Source organism: Streptomyces sp. NBC_00663 (genome assembly GCF_036226885.1).
Taxonomy (GTDB): Bacteria; Actinomycetota; Actinomycetes; order Streptomycetales; family Streptomycetaceae; genus Streptomyces.
Genome location: NZ_CP109027.1, coordinates 6,525,747 through 6,550,473, shown reverse-complemented (window position 1 = coordinate 6,550,473; position 24,727 = coordinate 6,525,747). Strand labels below are relative to the sequence as shown.

23 protein-coding genes are annotated in these 24,727 nt (G+C 71.3%); 7 read left to right on the top strand and 16 right to left on the bottom strand.

The annotated features are described in order from the left end of the window. Positions 1-15 precede the first annotated feature (15 nt). From OG866_RS29885 to OG866_RS29875, 3 genes are all read right to left on the bottom strand, one after another. Positions 16-1,029: an aldo/keto reductase gene (locus tag OG866_RS29885; RefSeq protein ID WP_329339458.1), complete on the bottom strand. Its 1,014-nt coding sequence runs from the start codon at positions 1,027-1,029 to the stop codon at positions 16-18. Positions 1,030-1,071: 42 nt separating this feature from the next. Next, positions 1,072-1,686 (bottom strand): LysE family translocator, encoded by a 615-nt coding sequence (locus OG866_RS29880; protein ID WP_329339456.1) that lies wholly within the window; start codon positions 1,684-1,686, stop codon positions 1,072-1,074. An 81-nt stretch (positions 1,687-1,767) separates the two neighbouring features. After that, on the bottom strand, positions 1,768-3,150 hold the full coding sequence (locus OG866_RS29875; RefSeq protein ID WP_329339454.1) for a glycine--tRNA ligase: 1,383 nt from the start codon (positions 3,148-3,150) through the stop codon (positions 1,768-1,770). Between the two features lie 155 nt (positions 3,151-3,305). On the opposite strand from OG866_RS29875, the gene OG866_RS29870 reads away from it, so the two are divergent. The 4 genes from OG866_RS29870 to OG866_RS29855 all read left to right on the top strand — a co-directional run bounded on the left by OG866_RS29870 (position 3,306) and on the right by OG866_RS29855 (position 6,595). Next, positions 3,306-4,262, top strand: coding sequence for a metal ABC transporter substrate-binding protein (locus OG866_RS29870; protein WP_329339452.1), 957 nt, complete (start codon positions 3,306-3,308; stop codon positions 4,260-4,262). Positions 4,263-4,279: 17 nt separating this feature from the next. Then, entirely contained in the window at positions 4,280-5,032 is a 753-nt protein-coding gene (locus tag OG866_RS29865) for a metal ABC transporter ATP-binding protein (protein WP_329339451.1), read from the top strand. Continuing rightward, the gene (locus tag OG866_RS29860) at positions 5,032-5,958 is read left to right on the top strand and encodes a metal ABC transporter permease (RefSeq protein WP_329339449.1); all 927 of its coding nucleotides are present in this window, start codon (positions 5,032-5,034) and stop codon (positions 5,956-5,958) included. Before OG866_RS29865 ends, OG866_RS29860 begins: the two co-directional genes overlap by 1 nt. 220 nt (positions 5,959-6,178) lie before the next feature. Next, positions 6,179-6,595: a Fur family transcriptional regulator gene (locus OG866_RS29855; RefSeq protein ID WP_329339447.1), complete on the top strand. Its 417-nt coding sequence runs from the start codon at positions 6,179-6,181 to the stop codon at positions 6,593-6,595. A gap of 10 nt (positions 6,596-6,605) precedes the next feature. Here OG866_RS29855 and OG866_RS29850 read toward each other — a convergent pair whose 3' ends face one another. The 7 genes from OG866_RS29850 to OG866_RS29815 all read right to left on the bottom strand — a co-directional run bounded on the left by OG866_RS29850 (position 6,606) and on the right by OG866_RS29815 (position 14,189). Next, on the bottom strand, positions 6,606-7,139 hold the full coding sequence (locus OG866_RS29850; RefSeq protein ID WP_329339446.1) for a YcxB family protein: 534 nt from the start codon (positions 7,137-7,139) through the stop codon (positions 6,606-6,608). A 24-nt stretch (positions 7,140-7,163) separates the two neighbouring features. Further along, positions 7,164-8,507 (bottom strand): histidine-type phosphatase, encoded by a 1,344-nt coding sequence (locus OG866_RS29845; protein WP_329339445.1) that lies wholly within the window; start codon positions 8,505-8,507, stop codon positions 7,164-7,166. Between the two features lie 60 nt (positions 8,508-8,567). After that, complete coding sequence (locus OG866_RS29840; RefSeq protein WP_329339443.1) at positions 8,568-9,404, bottom strand: isoprenyl transferase; 837 nt, start codon at positions 9,402-9,404, stop codon at positions 8,568-8,570. 23 nt (positions 9,405-9,427) lie between these two features. After that, on the bottom strand, positions 9,428-10,174 hold the full coding sequence (gene recO, locus OG866_RS29835) for a DNA repair protein RecO (protein ID WP_329339442.1): 747 nt from the start codon (positions 10,172-10,174) through the stop codon (positions 9,428-9,430). A gap of 217 nt (positions 10,175-10,391) precedes the next feature. Continuing rightward, positions 10,392-11,015 carry a DUF1266 domain-containing protein gene (locus OG866_RS29830; RefSeq protein WP_329339441.1) on the bottom strand — a complete coding sequence of 208 codons (624 nt, stop codon included), beginning with the start codon at positions 11,013-11,015 and terminating at the stop codon, positions 10,392-10,394. Between the two features lie 26 nt (positions 11,016-11,041). Beyond that, entirely contained in the window at positions 11,042-11,257 is a 216-nt protein-coding gene (locus OG866_RS29825) for a hypothetical protein (protein ID WP_329339439.1), read from the bottom strand. A 379-nt stretch (positions 11,258-11,636) separates the two neighbouring features. Next, positions 11,637-14,189, bottom strand: a complete 2,553-nt coding sequence (locus OG866_RS29815) for a DUF6185 family protein (protein WP_329339438.1) — start codon at positions 14,187-14,189, stop codon at positions 11,637-11,639. Positions 14,190-14,408: 219 nt separating this feature from the next. Here OG866_RS29815 and OG866_RS29810 point away from each other — a divergent pair, with 219 nt between their 5' ends. Beyond that, positions 14,409-15,887 carry an alpha/beta hydrolase gene (locus OG866_RS29810; RefSeq protein ID WP_329339436.1) on the top strand — a complete coding sequence of 493 codons (1,479 nt, stop codon included), beginning with the start codon at positions 14,409-14,411 and terminating at the stop codon, positions 15,885-15,887. Here OG866_RS29810 and OG866_RS29805 read toward each other — a convergent pair. Next, positions 15,875-17,011, bottom strand: a complete 1,137-nt coding sequence (locus OG866_RS29805) for an abortive phage infection protein (protein ID WP_329339434.1) — start codon at positions 17,009-17,011, stop codon at positions 15,875-15,877. The genes OG866_RS29810 and OG866_RS29805 overlap by 13 nt on opposite strands. 400 nt (positions 17,012-17,411) lie before the next feature. Between OG866_RS29805 and bla the strand changes: the two genes are divergently transcribed. Beyond that, positions 17,412-18,233, top strand: a complete 822-nt coding sequence (gene bla / locus OG866_RS29800; RefSeq protein ID WP_329339432.1) for a class A beta-lactamase — start codon at positions 17,412-17,414, stop codon at positions 18,231-18,233. On the opposite strand, the gene OG866_RS29795 is transcribed toward bla, so the two are convergent. Further along, entirely contained in the window at positions 18,217-18,660 is a 444-nt protein-coding gene (locus tag OG866_RS29795) for a protein-tyrosine phosphatase family protein (RefSeq protein ID WP_329339430.1), read from the bottom strand. The genes bla and OG866_RS29795 overlap by 17 nt on opposite strands. Before the next feature lie 177 nt (positions 18,661-18,837). Here OG866_RS29795 and OG866_RS29790 point away from each other — a divergent pair, with 177 nt between their 5' ends. Beyond that, entirely contained in the window at positions 18,838-19,773 is a 936-nt protein-coding gene (locus OG866_RS29790; RefSeq protein ID WP_329339428.1) for a dihydrodipicolinate synthase family protein, read from the top strand. 9 nt (positions 19,774-19,782) lie between these two features. Here OG866_RS29790 and OG866_RS29785 read toward each other — a convergent pair whose 3' ends face one another. From OG866_RS29785 to OG866_RS29770, 4 genes are all read right to left on the bottom strand, one after another. Further along, positions 19,783-20,469, bottom strand: a complete 687-nt coding sequence (locus OG866_RS29785) for a response regulator transcription factor (protein WP_329339426.1) — start codon at positions 20,467-20,469, stop codon at positions 19,783-19,785. Continuing rightward, a complete protein-coding gene (locus tag OG866_RS29780; RefSeq protein ID WP_443063583.1) occupies positions 20,466-21,719 on the bottom strand; it encodes a sensor histidine kinase in 1,254 nt (417 codons plus the stop codon). Before OG866_RS29780 ends, OG866_RS29785 begins: the two co-directional genes overlap by 4 nt. Before the next feature lie 53 nt (positions 21,720-21,772). Next, on the bottom strand, positions 21,773-23,860 hold the full coding sequence (locus tag OG866_RS29775; protein ID WP_329339423.1) for an MMPL family transporter: 2,088 nt from the start codon (positions 23,858-23,860) through the stop codon (positions 21,773-21,775). Between the two features lie 155 nt (positions 23,861-24,015). Beyond that, on the bottom strand, positions 24,016-24,711 hold the full coding sequence (locus OG866_RS29770) for a tellurite resistance TerB family protein (RefSeq protein ID WP_329339421.1): 696 nt from the start codon (positions 24,709-24,711) through the stop codon (positions 24,016-24,018). Positions 24,712-24,727: the final 16 nt, after the last annotated feature.

Here is a 24,727-nt window from a genome sequence, read left to right as displayed (position 1 = left end):
TACCCGGCGCGGCGATCAGCGTTCGCTGTCGAGGTGGGCCATCGCCGCGGCGGCGTACCGCTCGCCCGCCGCCGCGTCCGCCGGCACGGCGTCCTCGATCAGCGCGAGGTCGGCCGCGTCCAGTACGACGTCCAGGGCGCCCAGCGACTCCGTGAGCCGCTCCCGGGTGCGGGCGCCGATCAGCGGCACGATGTCGTCGCCACGGGACAGCACCCAGGCGATGGCGAGCTGGGCGACGCTGACGCCCTTCTGCTCGGCGAGCTTGCGCAGGGCGTCGACGAGGTCGAGGTTGCGCTGGTAGTTGTCGCCCTGGAAGCGCGGCGAGGACCCGCGGAAGTCATCGGCGGTGAACTGCTTGTCCCGCCCGAAGTGGCCGGAGATCAGCCCGCGGGACAGCACGCCGTACGCGGTGATGCCGATGCCCAGCTCACGGGTGGTCGGCAGGATCGACTCCTCGATGCCGCGGGTGATCAGCGCGTACTCGATCTGGAGGTCGGCGATCGGGGCGGTGGCGGCGGCCCGGCGGATCGTCTCGGCGCCGACCTCGCTGAGGCCGACATGGCGGACGTAGCCCTGCTCGATCAGTTCGGAGATCGCGCCGACCGTCTCCTCGATCGGGACGTCCGGGTCGAGGCGGGCGATCCGGTAGACGTCGATGTGGTCGACGCCGAGGCGCTGGAGCGAGTAGGCGGCGAAGTTCTTCACGGCGGCGGGGCGGCCGTCGTAGCCGGTCCAGGAGCCGTCGGGGCCGCGCAACGCGCCGAACTTCACGCTGGTGAGCGCCTGTTCGCGGCGGGCGGCGGGGGCGCTGCGCAGGGCCTCGCCGATCAGCAGTTCGTTGTGGCCCATGCCGTAGAAGTCGCCGGTGTCGAGGAGGGTGACGCCGGCCTCCAGGGCGGCGTGGATGGTGGCGATCGACTCGGCGCGGTCGGCGTCGCCGTACAACGCGGACATGCCCATGCAGCCGAGACCGAGGGGGGCGACCTGGGGGCCGGTGGTGCCGAGGGTGCGGGGGGTCTGTGTCGTCATGCGCTCCAGCGTGACATGACAGCTGACAGATTTCAATATTTGTCATCTGTCAGTCGTTGCCAGCTTCGCCCCGAGCAGCACGAAGGACCCGGCGAAGCTCCGCCGCAGCCACGCCATCACCCGCGGCCGAGAGATCACATGGCGGCGGACCGACGCCGCGAGCACCCCGTACGCGGCGAAGACCACGAACGTCATGACCATGAAAACGGAACTCAGCGCCAGCATGCGCGGCAGCGCGTGCGGCTCGTCCGTACTCACGAACTGCGGCAGGAACGCGAAGAAGAAGATCGTCAGCTTCGGGTTGAGGAGATTGATCAGCACGCCCCGCACGAGGACGCGGCTCACGGAAACGGGCTCACCGGCATCCCGCTCGACCGTGATCGCGTCCCGGTCCCGCAGGCTCGCCCACGCCATCCACAGCAGATAGGCGACACCCGCGTACTTGAGGAGCTGGAAGGCGGCGGCGCTGGCGTTGAGCAGCGCGGCGAGCCCGGTGACGGTGGCCAGGACGTGCGGCACGATCCCGAGCGTGCAGGCGAGGGCCGCGACGACACTCGCGCGGCGGCCCCGGGACAGCCCGGCGGCGAGGGTGTAGACGACTCCGGTGCCGGGGGTGGCGACCACGACGAGGGTGGTGAGGAGAAAGGCGAGGCTCATGCCTCCACCCTGAAAGCACAACGGCCCTCGATACAGGTCCACCAAGGGACCCGCATCGAGGGCCAATGCGGCAACTTGCGTCTAGCAGCCGATCAGGCGGCCGGCCAGGTAGCCCTCGATCTGGTCGAGGGACACGCGCTCCTGCTTCATCGAGTCACGTTCGCGGACGGTCACGGCGTTGTCGTCCAGCGTGTCGAAGTCGACCGTCACGCAGTACGGCGTACCGATCTCGTCCTGCCGGCGGTAGCGGCGGCCGATGGCGCCGGCGTCGTCGAAGTCGATGTTCCAGTGCTGGCGCAGCGCCTGGGCGAGGCCCTTGGCCTTCGGCGACAGCTCGGGGTTGCGGGACAGCGGCAGGACCGCGACCTTGACCGGCGCCAGACGCGGGTCCAGGCGCAGCACGGTCCGCTTCTCCATCTTGCCCTTGGCGTTGGGCGCCTCGTCCTCGACGTAGGCGTCGAGCAGGAACGCCAGCATCGCGCGGCCGACACCGGCCGCGGGCTCGATGACGTACGGCGTCCAGCGCTCGCCGGCCTCCTGGTCGAAGTAGAGGAGGTCGTGGCCGGAGGCCTTGGAGTGGGCGTTCAGGTCGTAGTCGGTGCGGTTGGCCACACCCTCCAGCTCGCCCCACTCGTTGCCGCCGAACTGGAAGCGGTACTCGATGTCAGCGGTGCGCTTGGAGTAGTGGGAGAGCTTCTCCTTCGGGTGCTCGAACCACCGCATGTTCTCCTCGCGCAGACCCAGGCCGGTGTACCAGTTCCAGCGCTGCTCCATCCAGTACTCCTGCCACTTCTCGTCCTCGCCCGGCTTGACGAAGAACTCCATCTCCATCTGCTCGAACTCGCGGGTGCGGAAGATGAAGTTGCCGGGCGTGATCTCGTTGCGGAAGGACTTGCCCATCTGGGCGATGCCGAACGGCGGCTTCTTGCGCGAAGTGGTCAGCACCTGGCCGAAGTTGGTGAAGATGCCCTGCGCGGTCTCGGGGCGCAGGTACGCGACCGAGCCGGAGTCCTGGGTCGGGCCGAGGTGCGTGGAGAGCAGACCCGAGAACTGCTTGGGCTCGGTGAACTGGCCCTTGTTACCGCAGTTGGGGCAGTTGACGTCCGCCAGGCCGTTCTCCGGGAGGCGCTTGTGCTTGGCCTCGTAGGCCTCCTCAAGGTGGTCCGCGCGGAACCGCTTGTGGCAGGAGGTGCACTCGGTCAGCGGGTCCGTGAAGGTGGCGACGTGACCGGAGGCGACCCAGACCTCGGAGGCGAGGATCACGGACGAGTCGATACCGACGACGTCCTCGCGCGACGTCACCATGTAGCGCCACCACTGGCGCTTGAGGTTCTCCTTGAGCTCGACACCCAGCGGCCCGTAGTCCCAGGCGGCGCGCTGACCGCCGTAGATCTCACTACAAGGGAAAACGAAGCCACGGCGCTTGCTCAGGCTGACGATGGTGTCGATCTTGTCGGCGGCCACGGTGCTCTCTTCATGACGGGTGTACGGCAGCGAATGCCTCAGGTTACCGGCGGGGCCACCCCCCGTATCAAATCGGTTCGGGTCTCAACCGCTCTCACCGGCCCCTTACCCAGGCTTGTTGACAACGGTTTCCATATTTGTTGAAAATGACTGTCATGAACGTACGACGACAGCACATATCCGGGATCGCCCTCACGGCCGTCACCGCCCTCGGTCTCGGGACCCTCTCCGCGTGCTCCGGCGCGAGCGCCGCAGGCAACACCGACAAGTTCGACGTCGTCGCCTCGTTCTATCCGATGGCCTTCCTCGCCGAGCAGATCGGCGGCGACCACGTCAACGTCTCCAGCCTCACCGAGCCCGGCCAGGAGCCGCACGACCTGGAGATCAGCGCCAAGCAGACCGCGCAGCTCCAGGAGTCCGACGCGGTGCTCTACCTCAAGAACCTCCAGCCCTCCGTCGACGACGCGGTGGCCCAGTCCGAGGTCAAGACCAAGATCGACGCCGCCTCCCTCACCACGCTGGAGAAGCACGGCAACGAGGTCGGCGGCCACGCGGCCGAGCACGACGACCACGCGAACGAGGAGCTGGCCGGCCTCGACCCGCACATCTGGCTCGACCCGGTGCGCTACGCCCAGGTCGCCGAGGGCGTCGGCAAGGCCTTCGAGAAGGCCGACCCGGACCACGCGGCCGACTACAAGAAGAACACCACGGCCCTGGTCAAGAAGCTCGACGGCCTCAACACCCAGTTCGAGAACGGGCTGAAGAACACCAGGACCAAGGTCTTCATCACCACCCACGCCGCCTTCGGCTACCTCGCCGAGCGCTACGGCCTGACCGAGGAGGCCATCAACGGCCTCGACCCCGAGTCGGAGCCCAGCGCCAACCGCGTCAAGGACCTTGAGAAGATGGCCGAGGCCGACGGCGTCACCACCGTGTTCTACGAGACGCTCGTCAGCGACAAGACCGCGAAGACCATCGCCTCCGACGCGAACCTGAAGACGGACGTCCTCGACCCGATCGAGGGCATCACCGCCAAGTCCAAGGGCGAGGACTACTTCCAGGTCATGGAGTCCAACCTCAAGGCGCTGCAGAGCGCGCTAGGCGCCAAGTGATCCACCCGGAGGAGCCCGTGTCCGAGCCCGTCATCTCCCTGCGCGGTGTCCGCGCCGACCTGGGTTCGCGGCCCGTCCTGCGCGGCATCGACCTCACCGTGAACCGCGGTGAGGTCGTCGCGCTGCTCGGCGCCAACGGCTCCGGCAAGTCGACGGCCATCCGCAGCATCATCGGCCAAGTACCGCTCGCCGAGGGCGAGATACGGCTGTTCGGCACCCCGCGCAAGACGTTCCGGGACTGGGCGCGCGTCGGCTACGTCCCGCAGCGCACCACAGCCGCGGGCGGCGTCCCGGCGACGGTCACCGAGGTCGTCTCCTCGGGCCGCCTGTCCCGCGCCCGCTTCGGCGTGCTCCGCAAGGCCGACCGCGAGGCCGTGCGCCGGGCCCTGGAGCTGGTCGGCATGGCGGACCGCGCGAAGGACTCGGTGGACGCCCTGTCCGGCGGCCAGCACCAGCGCGTGCTGATCGCCCGCGCCCTCGCCGCCGAACCCGAACTGCTGATCATGGACGAGCCGATGGCGGGCGTCGACCTGGCCAGCCAGGAGGTGCTCGCGCACACCCTGGAGGAGCAGGTCGCGGCCGGTACGACGGTCCTGCTGGTGCTGCACGAACTGGGCCCCCTGGAGCCCCTGATCGACCGCGCGGTCGTCCTGCGCGACGGCTGCGTCCTGCACGACGGACCGCCCCCGAAGGCGGTCGGCCAGCACGCGCTGCCCGGCCACGACCACGTCCACCCCCACGAGCCGATCCACGCGGGACTGCTGAGCTGATGGAGATCCTCGACTACGCCTTCATGCAGCGAGCCCTGCTCGCCGCCGTCCTGGTCGGCATCACCGCCCCGGCCGTGGGCATCTACCTCGTCCAGCGCCGCCAGGCCCTCATGGGCGACGGCATCGGCCACGTGGCCATGACCGGAGTCGGCCTCGGCTTCCTGCTCAACACCTCCCCGGTGTGGATGGCGACCCTCGTCTCCGTCCTCGGCGCGGTGCTCATGGAGCTGATCCGCTGGTACGGCAAGACCCGCGGCGACATCGCCCTCGCGATGCTCTTCTACGGCGGCATGGCCGGCGGCGTGATGTTCATCAACCTCGCGCCCACCGGCTCCAACGCCAACCTCACCTCGTACCTCTTCGGCTCCCTGTCGACGGTGTCGCAGTCGGACGTGACGGCGATCTGTCTGCTCGCGGCCTTCGTGGTGTTGGTCACCCTGGGCCTGCGCCGCCAGCTCTTCGCGGTCAGCCAGGACGAGGAGTTCGCGCGCGTCACCGGGCTGCCGGTGCGCGCCCTGAACCTGCTCACCGCGATCACGGCGGCCGTGACCGTCACGGTCGCCATGCGCGTGGTGGGCCTGCTCCTGGTCTCGGCCCTCATGGTCGTGCCCGTGGCGGCGGCACAGCAGCTCAGCCGCAGTTTCGCGGCGACCTTCGCGATCGCCGTGGCCATCGGCGTCACGGTCACCATCAGCGGCACGGTCACTTCGTACTACCAGGACGTCCCGCCCGGCGCGACGATCGTCCTGCTGACCATCGCCGCGTTCATCCTGACGACGGCCGCGGCCACCCCGCTGGCCCGCCGCCGGGCCCGGGCGGCAGCCGCCGCGCGAGCCGCGGGAGACCCCGCGGAGTGTGTGATTCCGGCCAGCCGGGCAGGCGAGGGCGAGAACCTGGCCGGCACATTCCCGTCGTCCGCCCGGTAGGGCGGGCCGCGCGGCGTCTGGTGCGTGCGATCGCCAGGCGCCGGAGCACGCGCGTGGCGGAGTCACGTGTGTGCTCCGGCAACGCGGCGAGCGTGCGTGCCAGGCGTCGCGCGGCAGACGGGAATGTGCCGGCCAGGTTCTAGGGTCGGCGTCTGACTGCGCACAGTCGGGGCTGGCACAATGGCCCGGCAGACGCAGTAGGTGTTGGAGGAGGCAACCGGTGACCACCGCTGGACCGCCCGTGAAGGGCCGTTCGACCCGGCAGCGGGCTGCCGTCGCGGCGGCCCTGGACGAGGTCGACGAGTTCCGCAGCGCGCAGGAACTCCACGACATGCTCAAGCACAAGGGCGACTCGGTCGGCCTGACCACGGTCTACCGCACGCTCCAGAACCTCGCCGACGCCGGTGAGGTCGACGTCCTGCGCACCTCCGAGGGCGAGTCCGTCTACCGCCGCTGCTCCACCGGCGACCATCACCACCACCTGGTCTGCCGCGTCTGCGGCAAGGCCGTGGAGGTCGAGGGACCCGCGGTGGAGAAGTGGGCCGAGGCCATCGCGGCGGAGCACGGCTATGTGAACGTGGCGCACACGGTGGAGATCTTCGGCACATGCGCGGACTGCGCCGCGGCGGCCGGCTGACGGCCGACGCTCAGACGCGGGTCAGGTTGAGGTCGAGGATCCCCCGCAGCCGGTCCACGTCGGCGGGATTCGCGGCGCCCCGCTTGGGCAGCACCGTGAAGCAGGTGGCGTTCTTGTCGTCGCTGTACAGGACGAACAGCTCCTTGGTCTCCCGGTAGCGCGGCTGGGCCGCGAAGCCCACCGAGGTCGAGCTGTGCTCGGTGACCACCGTCAGCCCCGCGTCCGACACCATTGCCCGGTAGACACCGTTGCGGGCGGCGGCCTTGAAGACCTGGCGGGCCGTCAACCAGGGCTGGCACAGCACCAGCGCCACCATCAGGGGCATCCAGATCAGCAGAAACGTGTGGGAGTCCCCGCCGCTCACCGCGGTCGCGAGGTTCAGCACCCAGGCGAGCGCGATGAGCACCAGCGCCACCTTCTGGAGCCGCCCCGCCCGGTTGAACCGCCTGCGCTCGCGCAGCGCCGCCGTGTAGTCCCCGACGACCGGCTGGTAGACCAGCTCGACCACGCCCTGTTCGGCGTCCCGCCCCATGTTCATGACCATGAGGCGGGATCGTACGCCCGCTGACTACGAACGTCCGAAGCACCTCTCCAGGTCGTCCAGGTCGTAGAACGTGCTGCCCTTCGCGATCGGCGTGCAGTTCGCCTTGAACGCGGTCTCCTTCTCGTTGTAGAGCATGCGCACCAGCCAGCGGTCGCCCTTCCGGAAGACGTCCCACTGGATGTTCGCGCCGAGCGGGGAGACGGCCGCACCGCGCCAGGGGTTGGTGGCGTAGGTGTACGGCTGCTGCTCGGTGACCGGCTCAGTGCTGCCCGGCAGGCCCATCAGGGCGGCCAGCGGGATGATCTCCTCGGCGTGGCTGAAACGCAGTTCGGCGCCCAGCGTGCTGGTACCCGCCTTCTTGGCCTCCACCTGCTGGAAGAAGTCGTCGAGGAGCACGTCGGCCATCTTGTACGTGATGTCGCTGTCCGCGAAGCCGGGGCCCTTCTCGTAGAAGTCCTCGGCGTCGGAGAGGTAGCCGAACCAGGCGGCGTCGGTGGTGGAGATGTACCGCTGCATCCCCCAGCCCCTGCCGTCCGGACTCTCCTCGCTCATCGCGGGGGCGATGGCGTAGAGGTTGTAGACGGCCTCGGCGGCGGCGACCTGGTCGGCGCTGCTCAGCTGCTCCACGAAGGCGTCCGCGAAGAGGCGGCGCAGGACGCTGCGGGCGGCCTCCTGGGTGCGGGGCTGGTCGGTGATCGACTTCAGGGTCGCGGCGAGGCGCTGGTCATTGTCGATGTAGTCGCGGTAGGCGGCGCCCCCGGCGGCCTTGTGGAAGTAGAGCAGGTCCTTGTCGGTGCGGGTCTCGCCGATCAGCGGCTTCAGGGCCGGGTCGGCGGCGGCCAGCTCACCGGCGTACGCGTCGGCGCTGTCGATGGCGCGGCCCTGCCCGGAGCTGACGACGTCGATCTTTTGGCCGTCGGCGGCGATCTTCGCGAAGAGCGAGGGCAGCCGCTGCCGCATCCGCGCGGCGGTGTCCCGCATCTCCTGCTCGCCGCGCCCGCTGAGGTTGCCGTAGCCGACCTTCGCCATGGCGGCCTGGAGGGCGCGCACCCGGGGGCCGAACTCCTCGCCCTTGCCGGTGAGTTGTCCGGCGGTCCGGGCCTTGTCCCACAGGGTGAGGATCAGGTCGCCGTCCTCGCTGTCGGAGGCGGCGCGGGAGCCGTGCCGGGAGACGTTCTCCGTGAAGACCGGGGTGAAGCCGGCGGGCGGGCGCTGGTAGGAGTGCGCGCTCTGCCGCGGGCTGTACGTGGCCTTGGTGCCGTAGCTCGTGGCGTGGGCGGGGTGGTGCGCGGCCTGCGCGGGCAGGGCCGCGACCAGCAGGGTCCCCAGGGCGAGGGCGGCGGGTATGGCGCGGTGCGTGACCTTCATGGCCGGATCGTGCGCGACCCCCGTGAACAACGGGTAGCCGCGAAGTGGCCATGGTGCCGCCTACGGGGTCTGCCTGCCCTCCATCGCCAGCAGTTCCTCGTTGGGCAGGGCGCCGCCGAAGCGGCGGTCGCGGGAGGCGTACTCGACGCAGGCCCGCCACAGGTCGCGGCGGTCGAAGTCGGGCCACAGGACGTCCTGGAACACCATCTCCGCGTAGGCGCTCTGCCACAGCAGGTAATTGGAGGTGCGCTGCTCGCCGCTGGGCCGCAGGAACAGGTCCACGTCCGGCATGTCCGGGTAGTACAGGTACTTGGCGAGGGTCTTCTCGTTGACCTTCGACGGGTCGAGGCGGCCCGCCTTCACGTCCTCGGCGAGGGCCTGGGCGGCGTCCGCAATCTCCGCACGGCCGCCGTAGTTCATGCAGAAGTACAGGGTCAGCTTGTCGTTGCCCTTGGTCTGCTCCTGGGCGACCTGGAGCTCCTTGGCGACCGACTTCCACAGCTTGGGCATCCGGCCCACCCAGCGGACCCGGATGCCGAGCGCGTCGAGCTGGTCGCGGGTCTTGCGGATGAAGTCGCGGTTGAAGTTCATGAGGAAGCGGACCTCGTCGGGCGAGCGCTTCCAGTTCTCGGTGGAGAAGGCGTACAGCGAGATGGCGCCGACGCCCATCTCGATGGCGCCCTGGAGGACGTCGAGCACGCGCTCGGCGCCGACCTTGTGGCCCTCGGTGCGCGGCAGGCCGCGCTCCTTGGCCCAGCGGCCGTTGCCGTCCATGACGATCGCCACATGGTTCGGGACGAGTTCGCCGGGGAGCTTCGGCGCGCGGGCGCCGGAGGGGTGCGGCTCCGGCGTCTTGTAGTCGCGGCGCTGGCGCCCCAGGATCCCACGTACGACCATGTTGCTTCTCGTTCCTCTCCGGCTTACTTCTCTACGTAACGCAGCGAGCGCAGCCCGCGTTCCAGATGCCAGTGCAGATAAGCGGAGACCAGTCCGCTGCCCTCCCGCACGTACCGCGGTTCGCACGCGTCGGCGGTGCCCCAGTCTCCCGTAAGCAGCGCGCCGAGGAGTTCCAGGGTCTGTGGAGAGGGTACGACGCTGCCGGGCACCCGGCAGTCCACGCAGACGGAGCCGCCGGCGCCGACCGAGAAGAACCGGTTCGGCCCGGGAAGGCCGCACTTGGCGCAGTCGCCGAAGCTGGGGGCGTAGCCGTTGACGGCGAGGGAGCGCAGCAGGAAGGCGTCGAGGACGAGGTGCGGGGCGTGCTCCCCGTTGGCCAGCGTCCGCAGGGCGCCGACGAGCAGCAGATACTGCTGTACGGCGGGCTCGCCCTCGTGATCGGTGAACCGCTCGGCGGTCTCCAGCATCGCGGTCCCGGCGGTGTAGCGGGCGTAGTCGGAGACGATCCCGCTGCCGTAGGCGGCGATGGTCTCGCTCTGCGTGCACAGCGGCAGCCCTCGCCCGATCAGCTCACTCCCGCGCGCGAAGAACTGCACGTCGACATGGGAGAAGGGTTCGAGCCGGGCCCCGAACTTGGACTTGGTCCGCCGCACTCCCCGCGCGACGGCCCGCACGCGCCCGTGGCCACGGGTGAGGAGGGTGATGATGCGGTCGGCTTCGCCGAGCTTCTGGGTGCGCAGGACGACGCCGTCATCCCGGAACAGACTCATCGCACGCCTCCACGAGTGTCCGGCCGGGGGTACGGGGGTTGTCCCCCGGGCGAGCACAGCATGATGCGGTCGGCTTCGCCGAGCTTCTGGGTGCGCAGGACGACGCCGTCATCCCGGAACAGACTCATCGCACGCCTCCGCCGATGTCGGGAGGGCGCGGCGCGATGCCGTCGTCGCGGAACAGGGTCATGGGTTCATTGTCCCGTACGCCGGGGGGTCAGCGGGCCCGGTCGGGGTGGCTGATGGTGGTCCAGGGGGCCTGGTTCCACGGGCTGGAGCGGTTGGCGGGGTCGAGGAGGGCGCGCAGATGGGCGTCGGCGGTGGCCTGCGGGGCGGGGAGGTCGGTGTCCCCGTCGGCCCTGAGGTCGTCGCGCCACACCTGCCGGCCCAGCAGATAGTGGTCGGCGTACTCCCGCCAGGAGCCGTACGCCGACACCACCGAGGGCACGATGTTCTTCAGGGCGGTCCACGCCTCGGCCTCGGTGATCAGCCCGCAGCCGAAGCCGCGCCGGGAGATGTCGACGTACAGGGCGGCGTCCCAGGCGAGCGGCGAGACGCCGTAGCGCTGCGCGGCACGCGCCCGGTAGCCGCTGCGGTGCAGCTCGTCGAGGCGGCCGGCCAGCTGGTCGCGGGTGGTGATGCCCCATTGCCCGGCGAGCCAGTCGCGGGCCCGCTCGTCGTCGATCCGGGTGAACGGGTAGAGGGTGCTCCGCGAGGCATCCCGGTCCCGGCTGACCGGCGCGCTCAGCGACACCATCCACAGCTGGTGCGCGGTGAGCGGAACGCGGTGGCGGCCCGCCGCCCTCGGCTTCTTCCCTCTCCATATGCTCCACAGGCCCATGGGACCCGCACCTTACGACAACGGCGTCAAGGCACCTCGCCCCGGCTGCGGGCATTGGCGTACGCGGTCGCCGCGCTGAGCCGCTCGGCGGGGGTCGCGTGGCGTACGGCGTCGGGGGCGACGTCCCATTCCTTGCCGCCGCCGTACGGTCTGAGCTGGAGGTAGGGGCCTTCGTGTCCCATGACGATGCCCAGCCTTCCGGTGCGGGTGTCCACGACGTAGCTGCCGACGGGGAGCCTCATCGCGGCACCACGCTTTCCGACGCCGCCCGCAATTCCTCCACCGTCTCCTCCACCTCTTTGCCACAGGACGCCGCGTGGCGCTCTTCCACCTCACTCCCCGCTCTTTCGGATTTCACGCTTCGCTTCTCCGGGGGGAGCCGGTTTCCCTACACTCGGCAGGAGTCTGTGCGCCACAAGCGCCGGACAGCGCAGGAGGGTTGGCCATGGCCAACAGTTCGTGGCAGGCAGTGTGCGAGTTCTTCGGAACGGCACTCGTCTCGCGTCGGGAGTTTATGTCGGACAGTTCGAGCAGGCGGTTCGAAAGGCTCGGCCGGATATCGCCCGATGGATTGCTGGGGCGCCGCAAACCAACGGCATTTTCGAGCGGTCGCGAGTTCGCTCAGTTGCCCGCCGAGTGGCTCTCGTCGGTGCCTCCCGAGCTCGGCTGGATGAGGACCATGGGGTCGTTGCCCTTCAGCTGCTGCCAGACGCCGACGAGCGCCACCACCTGGGCCACGAAGAACGCCAGTTGCACCGACGCGGTGCGCAACTGGTAAATGGACAGCAACAGTGACGCCTTGGTGGGCCAGTAGATGCCCTCCTGGCGGAACGTGTCGATATCCATGGCCACGCCCGTCGAGGTGAGCACCAGCAGCGTCAGGGCCCCGTCCAGCGCCCATGTGCCGAAGGTCTGGCCGATCGCCCGGGTGGTGATCCAGTGGGCGGCGAGCGGGGCGGCGTACACGAGGAACAGGCCCACCGCCTTCGCCGGGCCCCGGCGTCCGGGCAGGACCCGCCACAGCGCGCCGAGGACGAAGCCGATGCCCGCGGCCCGGGTCTCCTGGACGACCAGGTGGTTGACGAGATCCGGCACTCCGAACTCGTCCTTGGTCGCGGCCTCCCACAGCGGCCCGCGCAGCTTGTTCGCCCAGAACAGGATGCCGGTGGCGGGCAGCGCGAACAGCGCGGAGAACAGCGCGGCGCGGCAGGCGTTCTGCCACCAGCTCGCGCGGGGCCCCCAGGCGAGGGCGAGTTCCACGGCGTCGACGGAGTCCGGCAGCGGGGCACCGGCGAACGGAGCGGTGGCGCCGGGCGGGTTCCAGTGGTGCAGGTCGTCGAGTTCCCGCTCCAGGTCCGCCCGTTCACCGCTCTGGTCGCCCTGCTCCAGCCTGCGCAGCTGGGAGTGGAGGTCGCGGTAGCCGCGCGCGGACTCGATCAGCCACTTGCGGTCGGTCTCCCGGATCGGGGCCCGCAGCGGGATGCCCGGCAGCAGGTCCTGGCAGAGCACGGCGCGGCGTCGGCCGACGGCCAGCAGGAGAAGTCCGGCCAGCAGGGTGACCGGAACGGTGAGCAACGGCACCCGCAGACCGGCGTACCACTCGGGTTCGGGCCAGGCCACCACGAAGGAGAGCACCACGAGGAGCAGCAGGGACGGTCCCCGGGGGCTGAAGGACCGCGGGTGCGCGGCCGCACGTGCGGCGAGGGCGGCGAGGAGCACAGCGACGACGCAGTACCACACGAGGACGTAGAAGAACCAGCCGGTCCAATCGTAGGCGAACCAGACGAGTTGGTTGTAGTCGTAGACGAAGTGCCATTGGTCCCAATAGGTGTCGTGGGCGGCCAGCCAGGTCCACTGTGTCCAGCCGTTGTGCGTGGTCCACAGCTCGAGGGCCACCACGGTCAGCGCCGCGAACGCGCTCACCAGGAGAACCCACCACGGGAGCTCGCCTCGCGGCCGGGTCCCGGGGGTCTGGACACGTGTTCCGGCCCGGAACCGCTGGACGACCGACACCGTGCCCACCAGCCAGATGAAGACCAGGCAGGCGGCGACGAGCGCGATCCACCAGAAGGCCGCCGACTGGCGGACGGGGGCGGCACCGGTGGGGTCGCTCTCGTCGAGCCAGAAGTCATGGGGGAAGCCGAACCAGCCGGGCCGTACCGCTACCAGGAGGGGGTAGGCGGCGGCCACGACGACCGTCGCCCTGACGGCCGCCCGCGGCCTGCCGAACCAGGTCAGGGCCACACCACCGAAGGCGCCGAGGCACTCCGCCCAGACGACGTTGTTCTCAGCCGTCCACGTGACCTCGTAAAGCAGCACCCCCCAGAGCATCAGCCACGACCACACCTCCAGGTTGTGCTGGGTCGCCGCCTGCGCGGGGGTCTCCGTGGCCGGTCCGGGGGAGCGGGCCAGCCGATGCCGCAGGACGTGCAGGGCGACGACGAGAATCAGGTCCCAGGACAACCAGCAGAGCACCGACAGCCGTTCCCAGGGGTCGCTCCGCCATCTCATGAGAATCGACTTGGCGGCCGGCGGCTGCATCAGGATGTCCACCGCCGGAACCGGCATGTCGGACTTGGCCCAGATCCAGGTCAGCCGGGTCGGCGTGCCCTGGGTGGGCACCGGCCGTATGTCACGGCTCCCGCGACCGCCGAGGTCGACCGTGATCCGGTGCCACCAGGACTGCCGTAGGGCCTCCGGGGGTTCCAGGCTCAGGGTCCACATCCGGTTGCCGGGCAGTATCCACCAGATGCCGAAGTAGTGGACGTCCGAGTTGTCCAGCTGGGTGATAGTGCGGTACCGCACGCTGATCGTCTGCTCCCCGACCGTCACCTCGGGCGGCTGGGGCCGCCACTCGGAGAACCGGAACGGGTGGGTGTCGGTGGGCTGGCGCAGCAGACAGCGCATGGCGGTCCGATACCGTTCGGCGTCCCCGTTGAGCAGCAGATCCCTTGCCAGCGGCCAGGACTTGGGCACCTTCACGACCATGTCGTTCTCGGCCCGGGCATAGTCCTTGCCGTCGTAGGTGATCCACACCGCGCTGGTGATCTCGGCGTCCTTGAGCGCCGCCGGGTCACACGCGGTCTTCGGTTCCGCCCCCGCGCTTCCGGCACCGCACAGCACCAACAGACAGCTCAGCCCGCCCAGCAGAGCGGGCAACAGCCACTTCCGCATCCGCCGCCCCCGTCCCCCGCAGGCATATACCCGTATGAGCGCATCCGTGCGCCACGGATACATGACGATTCGGCGGCGACATCACGGCGCTCCCCCCTTCCCTGCCTCCCTCGTCGGCCCCTGTCCCCCACGTCATGCCGGCCGGTGGGGTAAACCCCCGCACCGACAAGGCAGTTGGCCGGATGGGGCGGGTCGTGAAGATCCGCGAGGCTCATGGGCATGCAGCAGATGACCAAGAGCCTCGCCCTGATCGCCGCCGCCTCCGGGATCGTGTTCGGTGTGCTGACCCCCCTCACCGCGTCGGCCGCGCCCGCCGCCGCCCTCGACTGGGGACCGTGCACGGGCGCCGGACTCGACCCGCGCCAGCAGTGCGCCACCCTCGACGTGCCCATGGACTACGCCGACCCCGGCGGCCGGACCATCGGGATCGCCGTTTCCCGGATCGTGAGCGAGAACCCCGCCGCCCGGCGCGGGGCGCTCTTCCTCATCCCGGGCGGGCCCGGCGGTTCGAGCCTCAACGACCCGTCCCGGAAAGGGCAGAAGCTGCCGCAGGACGTCCGGGACGCCTACGACCTCATCGGCTTCGCCCCCCGGGGTCTCGCGCCCTCCGCCTCCGTCGACTGCGGGCTGGCCCACGAGGACCTCGCGCTCTCCCGACTGCGGCCCTGGCCCGCCGCCGACGGTTCCGTCGACGACGCCATGGTCACCGCCCGGCGGATGGCGGACGCCTGCGCGGCCCACGGGGGTGAGCTGCTCAAGCACCTCAGCACCCGTAACGAGGCCCGCGATCTGGACCGGCTGCGGGCCGCGCTGGGCGAGCGGCGGATCTCCGCGTGGGGAGTGTCGTACGGGACGTATGTCGGCTCGGTCTACGCCCAGTTGTTCCCGGCGCGCACGGACCGGTTCGTGCTGGACAGCAATGACAACCCCGATCCGGCCAGGGTGTCGCGCGCCTGGCTCGCCGGGCACGAGCAGGGGGTCGAGGACACCTTCCCGGAGTTCGCCAAGTGGGCGTCGGAGGACGGAAATCCGTACCGGCTCGCGGAGACCGCATCCGAGGTACGGCCGCTGTTCCTGAGGCTGGCCGAGCGGCTCGACCGGGAGCCGATCCCGTGGCCGGGCGCCAACCCCGCGGAGCTGAACGGCAACGTGCTGCGGCAGACCATGCTGGACACCCTCTACGACCCCGACGACTTCCCCGCCCTCGCCCAGCTGATGCTGGCCGCCGAGAGCGGCACGCTGCCGCCGGCGCCGGCCTCGCCGCCCGACGCCGTGCTCCAGAACGTGGCCGCCGTCGGTGCCGGGACGCTGTGCAACGACGTGGCCTGGCCGACCTCGACGGCCGTCTATCAGAAGGGCGTTGCCGAGAGCCGGGCCAAGTACCCGCTCACCGCCGGCATGCCCCGCAACGCCATGGTCTGCGCCGCCTGGCCCTACGCGCCCCAGGAACCGCCGGTGAGGATCACCGACCGAGGGCCCTCGAACATCCTCCTCGTGCAGAACGAACGGGACGTCGCCACCCCCGTGAGCGGCGCCCTGAAGCTCCGCGAGGCCCTCGGCCGGCGAGCCGTCATGGTGACCGTGAACTCGACGGGCCATGACGCCTATCTCGACAACGGCAACGCGTGCGGTGACGCGACGGTGTCCCGCTTCCTGGCCACCGGCGAGCGTCCCGCCACCGACCTCTACTGCCGCTGACGCGCCCCGCCATAGGCCCGGGCCACCGCGTGGAACGCCTCCTTCGGCTCCCGGTGCCAGTCCGGGTCCGGGTCGCCGGGGCGGTCCTGGACCGCCTTGGTGATGCCGTAGCTCGCCAGGTCGAGGTCGTGGCGCGGGTCGCCGGGGCGGTGCGGGGCGTCGGCGGTGAGGAACTCGAAGACCATCGCGCCGTAGAGGTTCATCGACGCGAAGACGTCCAACAGGTCGGCGACATAGGCGGCTTGGACGCGTTCGCTGCGGACCGGGACCGGATCCCTGATCTCCTCGGGGTTCTTGCCGTGGTCGACGATGTCCCAGGCCATGCCGCCCGCCTCGGGGGCGCCGGCATAGGCGCAGGTGCCGAACTCGGTGATGACGAGGGGCTTGCCGTGGCGCAGATGCTGCCTCAACTCCCTTACGTGGTCGGAGCGTCGGGGGAAGTAGGAGTAGTAGTCGACGCCGACGATGTCGAAGAGGTTCCAGTCGACCTGGTCGATCTCGGGGGCGGAGGCGTAGCTGAGGCGGCCGTGGAAGACCCTGCGGCCGAGCGTCGCCGCCTTCGCGGTGAAGCGGGCGAGGCGGCGCTGCATCGCGGCCCGGTCGACGTTCCCGCCCTGGAGGTTCTCGATGCGCTCGAAGACCGTGTCCCCGGGGATGATCCCGGGCACGAACAGCCAGAACTCACAGCCCACGCTGAACTCGACACGCGCGCCCTGGCGCCGCAGCCGCTCCGCGAACCGGCCCGTCTCCGCGAGGTGTTCGAGGATGTCCCGCTCCGGGACGTCACCGAGGGTGGGCTGGAGCCAGACGCGCAGACCGAGTTCGGCGGCCTCGGCGGCGGTGGCGGTGAGGCGTTCGACGCCGTCGCCGGTGACATCGACGGTGTTCGCGTGCAGGCCGTCGCGGATCACGCGGAGGTCCGCGCACATCCGGGCTGTGCTCCAGGCGGTGGCCGGCGTCTCCCCCGCGCCGACGGTGTAGACGACACCGCGGCGGGCCAGTCCCTTGTGGGGCGCCGCCCGTCCGGTCGCCGACGCCACCCCCGCAGGCAGCACCGCCGCCCCCGCCACCCCTGTGAGGAACCGCGCCCGGCTGATCCCCTTGGCCTTCCAGGTCTTCTCCATACGGCCACTGTGCCGAGCCCCCGCCCGCACCGCCGTCCCCCGAAGGTCTACGCCCCCGCAACCAAGGAATGACGTACGGCGTCGATCACTACGGAGATCGTCACCCACCCGCCGACCGAAGGAGAGCGCGATCCAGGGCCTGCCCGGCGGATCATGCCGCAGACGCGGGGGCCGGCACGCACTCCCCCACTGCCCTGAAGGCGTGGGGGGACCCCCAGCCGCGTTGTCGCCGGTTGCCGACGCTCCGCGTCGCCGCCCTCCTCCGCCTTGCAGCTGCACGCACCAGACCCCGCTCACCCACGTCGAAAGGTCACCCTTGCTTCCCTGCGACCTGACCCGCCGGACAGGCCCAGCCCGCCGAACCCTTCTCACCGCCGCCGCTGCCACCACCGCCGCCCTCATGACGAGCGTGCCCGCGCACGCCTCCACGCACCCGGGCCTGCGCGAGCTGGAGGCTCGACACGGCGCCCGCCTGGGCGTGTTCGCCCGCGACATCGCCACCGGCAGGACCGTCCGCCACCGTGCCGACGAACTCTTCCCGATGTGCTCGCTGTTCAAGACGCTCGCGTCCGCCGCCGTCCTGCGAGACCTGGACCAGGGCGGCGAGTTCCTGTCACGCCGCCTCCACTACACGGACGCCGACCTGCCGAAGCAGGGCTCCGACAAGACGCGGGAGCACCTCGCCGACGGCATGACGATCGCCGAACTCGCCGAGGTGGCCATCACGTTCAGCGACAACGGTGCCGGCAACCTCCTCCTGCGTGAGCTCGGCGGCCCCACCGCCGTCACCCGCTTCGCCCGCTCCCTCGGCGACCGGGTGACCCGCCTGGACCGCTGGGAGACGGAACTCAACTCGGCCGAGCCATGGCGGATCACGGACACGACGAGCCCGTACGCGATCGGCCGGACGTACGGCCGACTGGTCCTCGGCGACGCCCTGGACCGCCCGGACCGCGCCCTCCTCACGCACTGGCTCCGCAACAACACCACGAGCGGCACCCGGCTGCGCGCCGGCCTGCCGCCGACGTGGACGGTCGCCGACAAGACGGGCGGCGGTTCCTACGGCACCAACAACAACGTGGGCATCGCCTGGACCGAGGACGGCACCCCGCTCCTGCTGGCCGTCCTGACGATCCTGCCCGCGCGGGACGCCGCCCGGGACGACGTACTGGTGCGCGACACGGCGGCCCTGCTGGCGGAAACGCTCACCGGACGACCCTGAACCGCCGCACATAACGCCGCTGCCAGGGCGTCTCCACCGCACCCCGGTGGTAGTGCGCACGGACGTACGCGACGGCCTCGGCGGGCGGTACGCCGTCCAGCACGGCCAGACACGCCAGCGCCGTCCCCGTACGCCCGCGTCCGCCTCCGCACGCGACCTCGACGCGCTCGCCCGCGGCCCGCTCCCACACCTCGGCGAGCGCGTCGCGGGCGTCCGCGCGATCGGCGGGCAGCCGGAAGTCGGGCCAGCGCAGCCAGCGCGACTCCCAGGGGACGGGCGGGGGCCGGTTCCCGAGGAGATAGAGGCCGTACGAGGGGTTCGGTGCCCCCGGCGGAAGGGGGTGCCGCAGGCCCCGGCCGCGCACCAGCCTCCCCGACGGCAGCCGCAGGACGCCGCCCGCACCCGCCTCCCACTCAGCCCCTGTCATGCCCCTCCGCCTCTCGCAGCACCGCCTCCGCCGCCCAGCGCATCACGTCCCTCGCCTCGGCGGGGTCGAGTTCGCGGAACGGGGAAGATCTCCCGCGAGAACGTGCGGCCGGCCGGCCGGCGTGGCGATCGCGGCCCGGCTCACCGCACCCGTGCAGACCGACGACAGGGAGCCCTCATGACCGTCCCCGCCCCGCTGACCGGCGTCGTACCACCTGTGTGCACCCCGCTGACGCCGGACGGCGAGGTGGACGTCCCCTCGCTGCTCAGCCTCGTCGACCACCTGCTGGGAGCCGGGGTGCACGGGCTGTTCGTGCTCGGTACGTCGTCGGAGGCGGCGTATCTCACGGACGGGCAGCGGGAGTTGGTGGTGCGGGCGGTGACGGACCAGGTGGGCGGGCGGCTGCCGGTGCTGGCCGGGGTGATCGACATGACCACGCCGAGGGTCCTGGAGCATGTCCGGGCGGTGACGGCGGCGGGCGCGGACGCGGTGGTGGCGACGGCGCCCTTCTACACCCGCACCCACCCCGCCGAGATCGCCCGCCACTACCGCCTCCTCGCGGCGGCGAGCGAGCTCCCGGTCATCGCCTACGACCTCCCGAGCGGCGTCCACACCAAACTCCCCGGCGAGGTGGTGCTGGAACTGGCGGCGGAGGGGGTGCTGGCGGGCCTGAAGGACTCCAGCGGCGACCTGGCGTCATTCCGTGACGTGCTGCGGGGCCTACGGGCCCACTCCGACCTCACCGGCTTCTCGGCGTTGACCGGTTCCGAACTGTTCGTCGACTCGGCACTGGCGGCGGGCGCGCACGGGGCGGTGCCCGGCCTGGCGAACGTGGACCCGGAGGGCTACGTCCGCCTGTACCAACTCTGCAAGGCGGGCGACTGGGTCACGGCCCGGGCCGAACAGGACCGGTTGTGCGGGCTGTTCGGCATGGTGAAGGTCGGCGCCCCCGGGCGGATGGGGGCGTCATCGGCGGCACTGGGGGCGTTCAAGGCGGCGCTGTACCTGCGAGGGGTCATCACATGCCCGGTGACCGCTGAGCCTCAGGTGGGTTTGTCGGAGGGGGAGGTCGCGGAGGTGGGAAGGTTCCTGGCGGGGGCGGGGCTGTTGTAGCGGGGGTGGCTACTGGGCGGGCCTCGTCGGGAGTGTCCCGGGTGTAACCATCCCGGACTCGTACGCCACGATCACCAGCTGTGCCCGGTCCCTGGCCCCCAACTTGCCCATGATCCGGCTGACATGGGTCTTCGCGGTCAGCGGGCTCAAGCCCAGCGCGTCGCCGATCTCGGTGTTGTTGAGTCCCCGGCCCACCAGCATCAGCACTTCCCGCTCCCGCTCGGACAGGCACTCCGGCCCGCCCGACGTGGGGGCCGTGGCTGTCGGGCTGCTCAGCAGCCGTGCGATCAACCGCGCCGTCGGCCCCGGCGACAGCAGTGACTCCCCCGCCGCCACCGTCCGGATCGCCTCCAGCATCTCCGCCGGTCTGGTGTCCTTCACCAGGAATCCCGACGCCCCCGCCCGGAGCGCCTCCACGATGTTCTCGTCGGTGTCGTAGGTCGTGAGGACCAGCACCTTCACCCCGGCCAGGTCGGGATCCGCCGCGATCAGCCGGGTCGCCTCGATGCCGTCCAGGTCCGGCATCCGGATGTCCATCACGATCAGGTCCGCACGCGAGCCCCGGGCCAGTTCCACCGCCTCCCGGCCGGTGCCCGCCTCGCCCACGACCTCCATGTCCCCCGCCGACTCGACGAGCATCGCGAACGCGGCCCGTACGAGCCTCTGGTCGTCCGCCAGCAGTACGCGGATCGTCATCCGGCCCCCTCCAGAGCACCCCTGAGCGGCAGCACCGCCGTCACCTCGAAGCCGCCTCCGGCCCGTGGCCCCGCGTCGAGTGTGCCACCCACGCTGCGGGCCCTCTCCCGCATCCCGACCAGCCCGAAGCCGCCGGCCGAGGAACTCCCGGAGCCGGTGGCGCCCGCCCCGTCGTCCGTGACGGCCAGCCGGAGAGCGCCCTGCTCCTCGTACACCTCCACCCGCACCGCCGGCTCCGCCCCCGCGTGCCGCACCGCGTTCGTCAGGGCCTCCTGCACGATGCGGTAGGCCGCGGCGCCCACGGCGGGCGGGGTCTCGCCGGTCCGTACGGTCTGGGTGACCCGTGCGCCTGCCAGCCGGGCCGCCTCCACCAGGTCGGGGACGCCGTCGAGGCCGGGCAGCGGGCCGCGTGTCTCCGCGGCGGCGGCGCCCTGTTCGCGCAGCACCTCCAGCGTCGTACGCAACTCGCCGCGGGCGGTGCGGCAGGTGTCGGCGATGTCGTTGAGGGCCTTGGCGATCGTCTCGCGGTCCAGGCGTTCGGGGTCGGCGGACAGGACGTGCGCGGCCACCGAGGTCTGGACGCCGATCAGGGTGATGGTGTGGGCGAGGAGGTCGTGCAGGTCGCGGGCGATGCGCAGGCGTTCCTCGGCGACCCGGCGGCGCGCCTCCTCCTCGCGGGTGCGTTCGGCGCGTTCGGCGCGTTCGACGAGGGAAGCGACGTACTGGCGGTAGTAGCGGACGTCGATGCCGATGAAGAGGACGGCGAGCACCCAGCCGTAGGTGCGCACCAGGTCGGCCGCCTGTTTGTGCTCGCCGAAGGTGAGCATCACGGTCAGGGAGACGGCGAGGCCCGCGGCGCCGACCAGGATCGAGCGGAGGGGGCGCTGGGTGACGGTGACCGTGTACAGCGCGACGAGCGAGGCGGGGACGGGCGCGCCGTGGTTGTTGTCGAGAGCGTGGTACGGGATGACGAGCACCACCACCGCGGCGAGCACGAGCAGCGGTCGCCGCCTGCGCCACACCAGCGGCACATGGGCGGCGATCAGCAGCGTCCAGCCCAGGGCGTCGGGGTGGCGGAGGGTGTCGGTGAAGGCCGCGAGGATCGCGGCGAGTACGGCGAGTACGGCCGCCAGCACCGCGTCGTTGCGGGTGGCGTGCGGCGCGGTCCTGGGGTCGCGGGTGAGCGCCGCCACGACGCGTTCGCCCAGGCGTGGCCGCACCGGGACCGTGGTGAGATGCATGGGGCCCATCCTCCGCCGGAACGGCGCCCCTCCGGGAGAGGAGGGGCGCCGGTCGGTGCCGTTCAGTGCGTCACCACCGCCACGGGCTCCGGTTCCCTCGGCGGGGTCGGCGCCGCGGGCTCGCGGGACAGGGCGCCCGGCCACCACACCCTGCGGCGCAGCGCGACGGCGGCGCTGGTGACCAGATAGGTGCGGACCAGGAAGGTGTCGAGCAGGACACCGACGGCGATGACGAAGCCCAGCTCGACGAGGCTGACCAGCGGCATGTTGGTGAGCACCGCGAAGGTCGCCGCGAGGACCAGGCCCGCCGAGGCGATGACCCCGCCCGTCGTGCGCAGCGCGGTCAGGGCCGCCGCCACCGGCTCCGTGCCCTGGAGGGACTCCTCCCGCATCCGGTGCATCAGGAAGATGCCGTAGTCGACGCCGAGGGCCACCAGGAAGACGAAGGAGAGCAGGCCGAGCCCCGGGTCGGTGCCCTCGAAGCCGAACACCGGGCCGAAGACGAGTCCGCCGATGCCGAGCGCCGCGCCCCAGACCGCGACCACGGCGCCGACCAGGAGCAGCGGCGCGACCACCGACCGCAGCAGCACGATCAGGATCAGCAGGACCGAGACGAGGACGAGCGGTACGACGATCATGCGGTCGCGGGCGTTGGTGTCCGCGAGGTCGAGCTGCTGGGCGCTGGCTCCGCCGACCAGCGCGTCGTCGAGTCGGTCGCGCAGGGCCTCGATGGTCGCCGTCTCGCCCGCCGACTGGGGTGCGGAGGTGGCGACGACCGAGATCTCCGTCCAGCCGTCGCCGCTGCGTCCGCGCTCCGCCGTGGCGACGCCGGGGGTGTCCCGGACCTCGCCGAGCACGGTGTCGGTCCGGTCGGTGGGGGCGAGGACGGTGAGCGGCTGGGTGCCCTGCTCAGGGTAGGCCCTGGCCAGCGTCTCCATGGCGGCGACCGCGTCGGGCCTGGTGGTGAAGGAGTCCTCCTGCTTGAGGGCGCCGGGCAGGTTCAGCGCCCCGAGCGCCAGCGCGCCGAGCAGGACCGCGCCGGCCGCGAGGACGGTCAGGGGGCGGCGCCCGGCCGAACTGCCCATCGCGGCGAACAGGGACCGGCGGGCCTTGGGGGTGCTGCCGTAGCGCGGCACGAGCGGCCAGAAGACCCGGCGGCCGAGCAGCACGAGGAGGGCGGGCAGCAGGGTCAGCATCGCGGCCAGTGCGCACAGGATGCCGACCGTGCCGAGCGGGCCCATGCCGCGGCTGGAGTTGAGGTCGGCGGCGAGCAGGCAGAGCAGGCCCGCGGCGACCGTGCCGGACGAGGCCAGCACGGCCGGGCCGCAGCCCTTGAGCGCGGCGGCCATCGCGTCGTACGGCCGCTCGAAGCGCCGCAGCTCCTCGCGGTAGCGGGAGACGAGCAGCAGCGCGTAGTCGGTGCCCGCGCCGAACACGAGGATCGTCATGATGCCGGAGCCGGCGCCGGTCACGGCGGTGCCGAACCACTGGTGGAGGCCGTACGCCACGGCCATCGACAGATAGTCGGCGAGGCCCGCGACGGCGAGCGGCACCAGCCACAGGACCGGGCTGCGGTAGATCAGGATCAGCAGCAGCGCGACGACCCCGGCCGTGGTGTAGAGCAGCGGTCCGCCGAGCGCGTTGTACACCTCGGCCGCGTCGGTCTGGAGGGCTCCCGCGCCGCCCACGTCGACGCTCATCCCGCCGTCGTCGTGCGCGATGTCCCGTACGTCGTTGACGAGGGCGTCGCGCGCCTTCTCGTCGGTGCCCGGCTCGGTGCTCGCCACCGGGTACATCAGGGTGGTGCCGTCCTTGGACGGGACGCCCTGCGGCCGGCCGGTGAGCTGGTGGGCGCCGGCGATCCGCTCGATCTGTTCGGCGGCGGTCGCCTTGTCGGCGGCGGTCAGTCCGCTGTCGCGGTGGTAGACGACGACCATCTCGGTGGCCTCGCCGCCGGGCAGCCGGTCCTGGATCTTCGCGACCTGCGTGGAGTCGGCGCTGCCGGGCAGATAGTCGACGGCCCGGTCCCGCTGGACGTCGGCGAGCTTGGCGGCGAACGGCGAGGCGAACGCCAGCACGGCGATCCAGAGCCCGAGCAGCACCCAGGGCACGGCACGCCGTCGCGATGAAGATGTCCTTGCGGCCCTCATCGACGGGCCTCCCTCCGGTCGGGTGTCTGGGTCGTGTCCAGACTCCCGGCGGGCGGGGGCGGATTCGTCGGGCGGGAGGGCGAGTTGGGGGTTACTCCGGAGGGCGGCACACACCTGCGACTACTCCCTGGGGAGTAATCGCGGTGATCAAGGTCCTACGACGGTGTACGCGCCGCCGCCAGCAGCCGCGTCACGTCGTCCGCGCAGATGGTGAGGGCGGCCCCCACCGTGGCCAGCGCGTCCCGCTCGGCCGGGGTGTAGGGGCCGTCGGCGAGCGCTATGCGCGCCCCCTGGAGCAGGATCGATTCCCGCCCGGCCGGTGCGAGATGCGGGGCCAGCGGATCGAGCGCCTCATGCAGCTCTATGGCCAGCCCCGCGCCGCAGGGTTCGCCGAAGACCCGCCCGGTGTCGGCGGCCAGCGCCTCCACCAGCGCGCCGAGCTGGTCCTCTGTGCAGTCGTCGAACCCGGCGGCACGGACCGTGGACGCGGCCGCCTCCAGGGCCGTACGCGAACAGGTGCCGCCCGCGGCGAGGACCGCGAGGGCGACGGTGTGGACGGCGTCGCGGAGCATCGCGGAGAAGCGGGTGGTGGTCGGATGGTCGAGGATGTCGGTGCCGAAGTGGCGGCGACAGGCGGCGCATTCGACGACCGGCCCGGTCTCGCCGCGCGGCAGGACCGGGACACCGAGGAGGGTGAAGCGGCGCCGGCCGGTCAGCCGCTGGTAGTTGCGGTCCCCGCCGCAGCCGGGGCAGAAGAACTCCCCGTCGCCCACGGGCGTCCACGCGGTACGCGTGCCCAGCATGCGCGCAGGCCTGGCGGCACGGTCGTTTCGTCCCCGTCCTGGCAGCACGTCACACCTCCGCGTA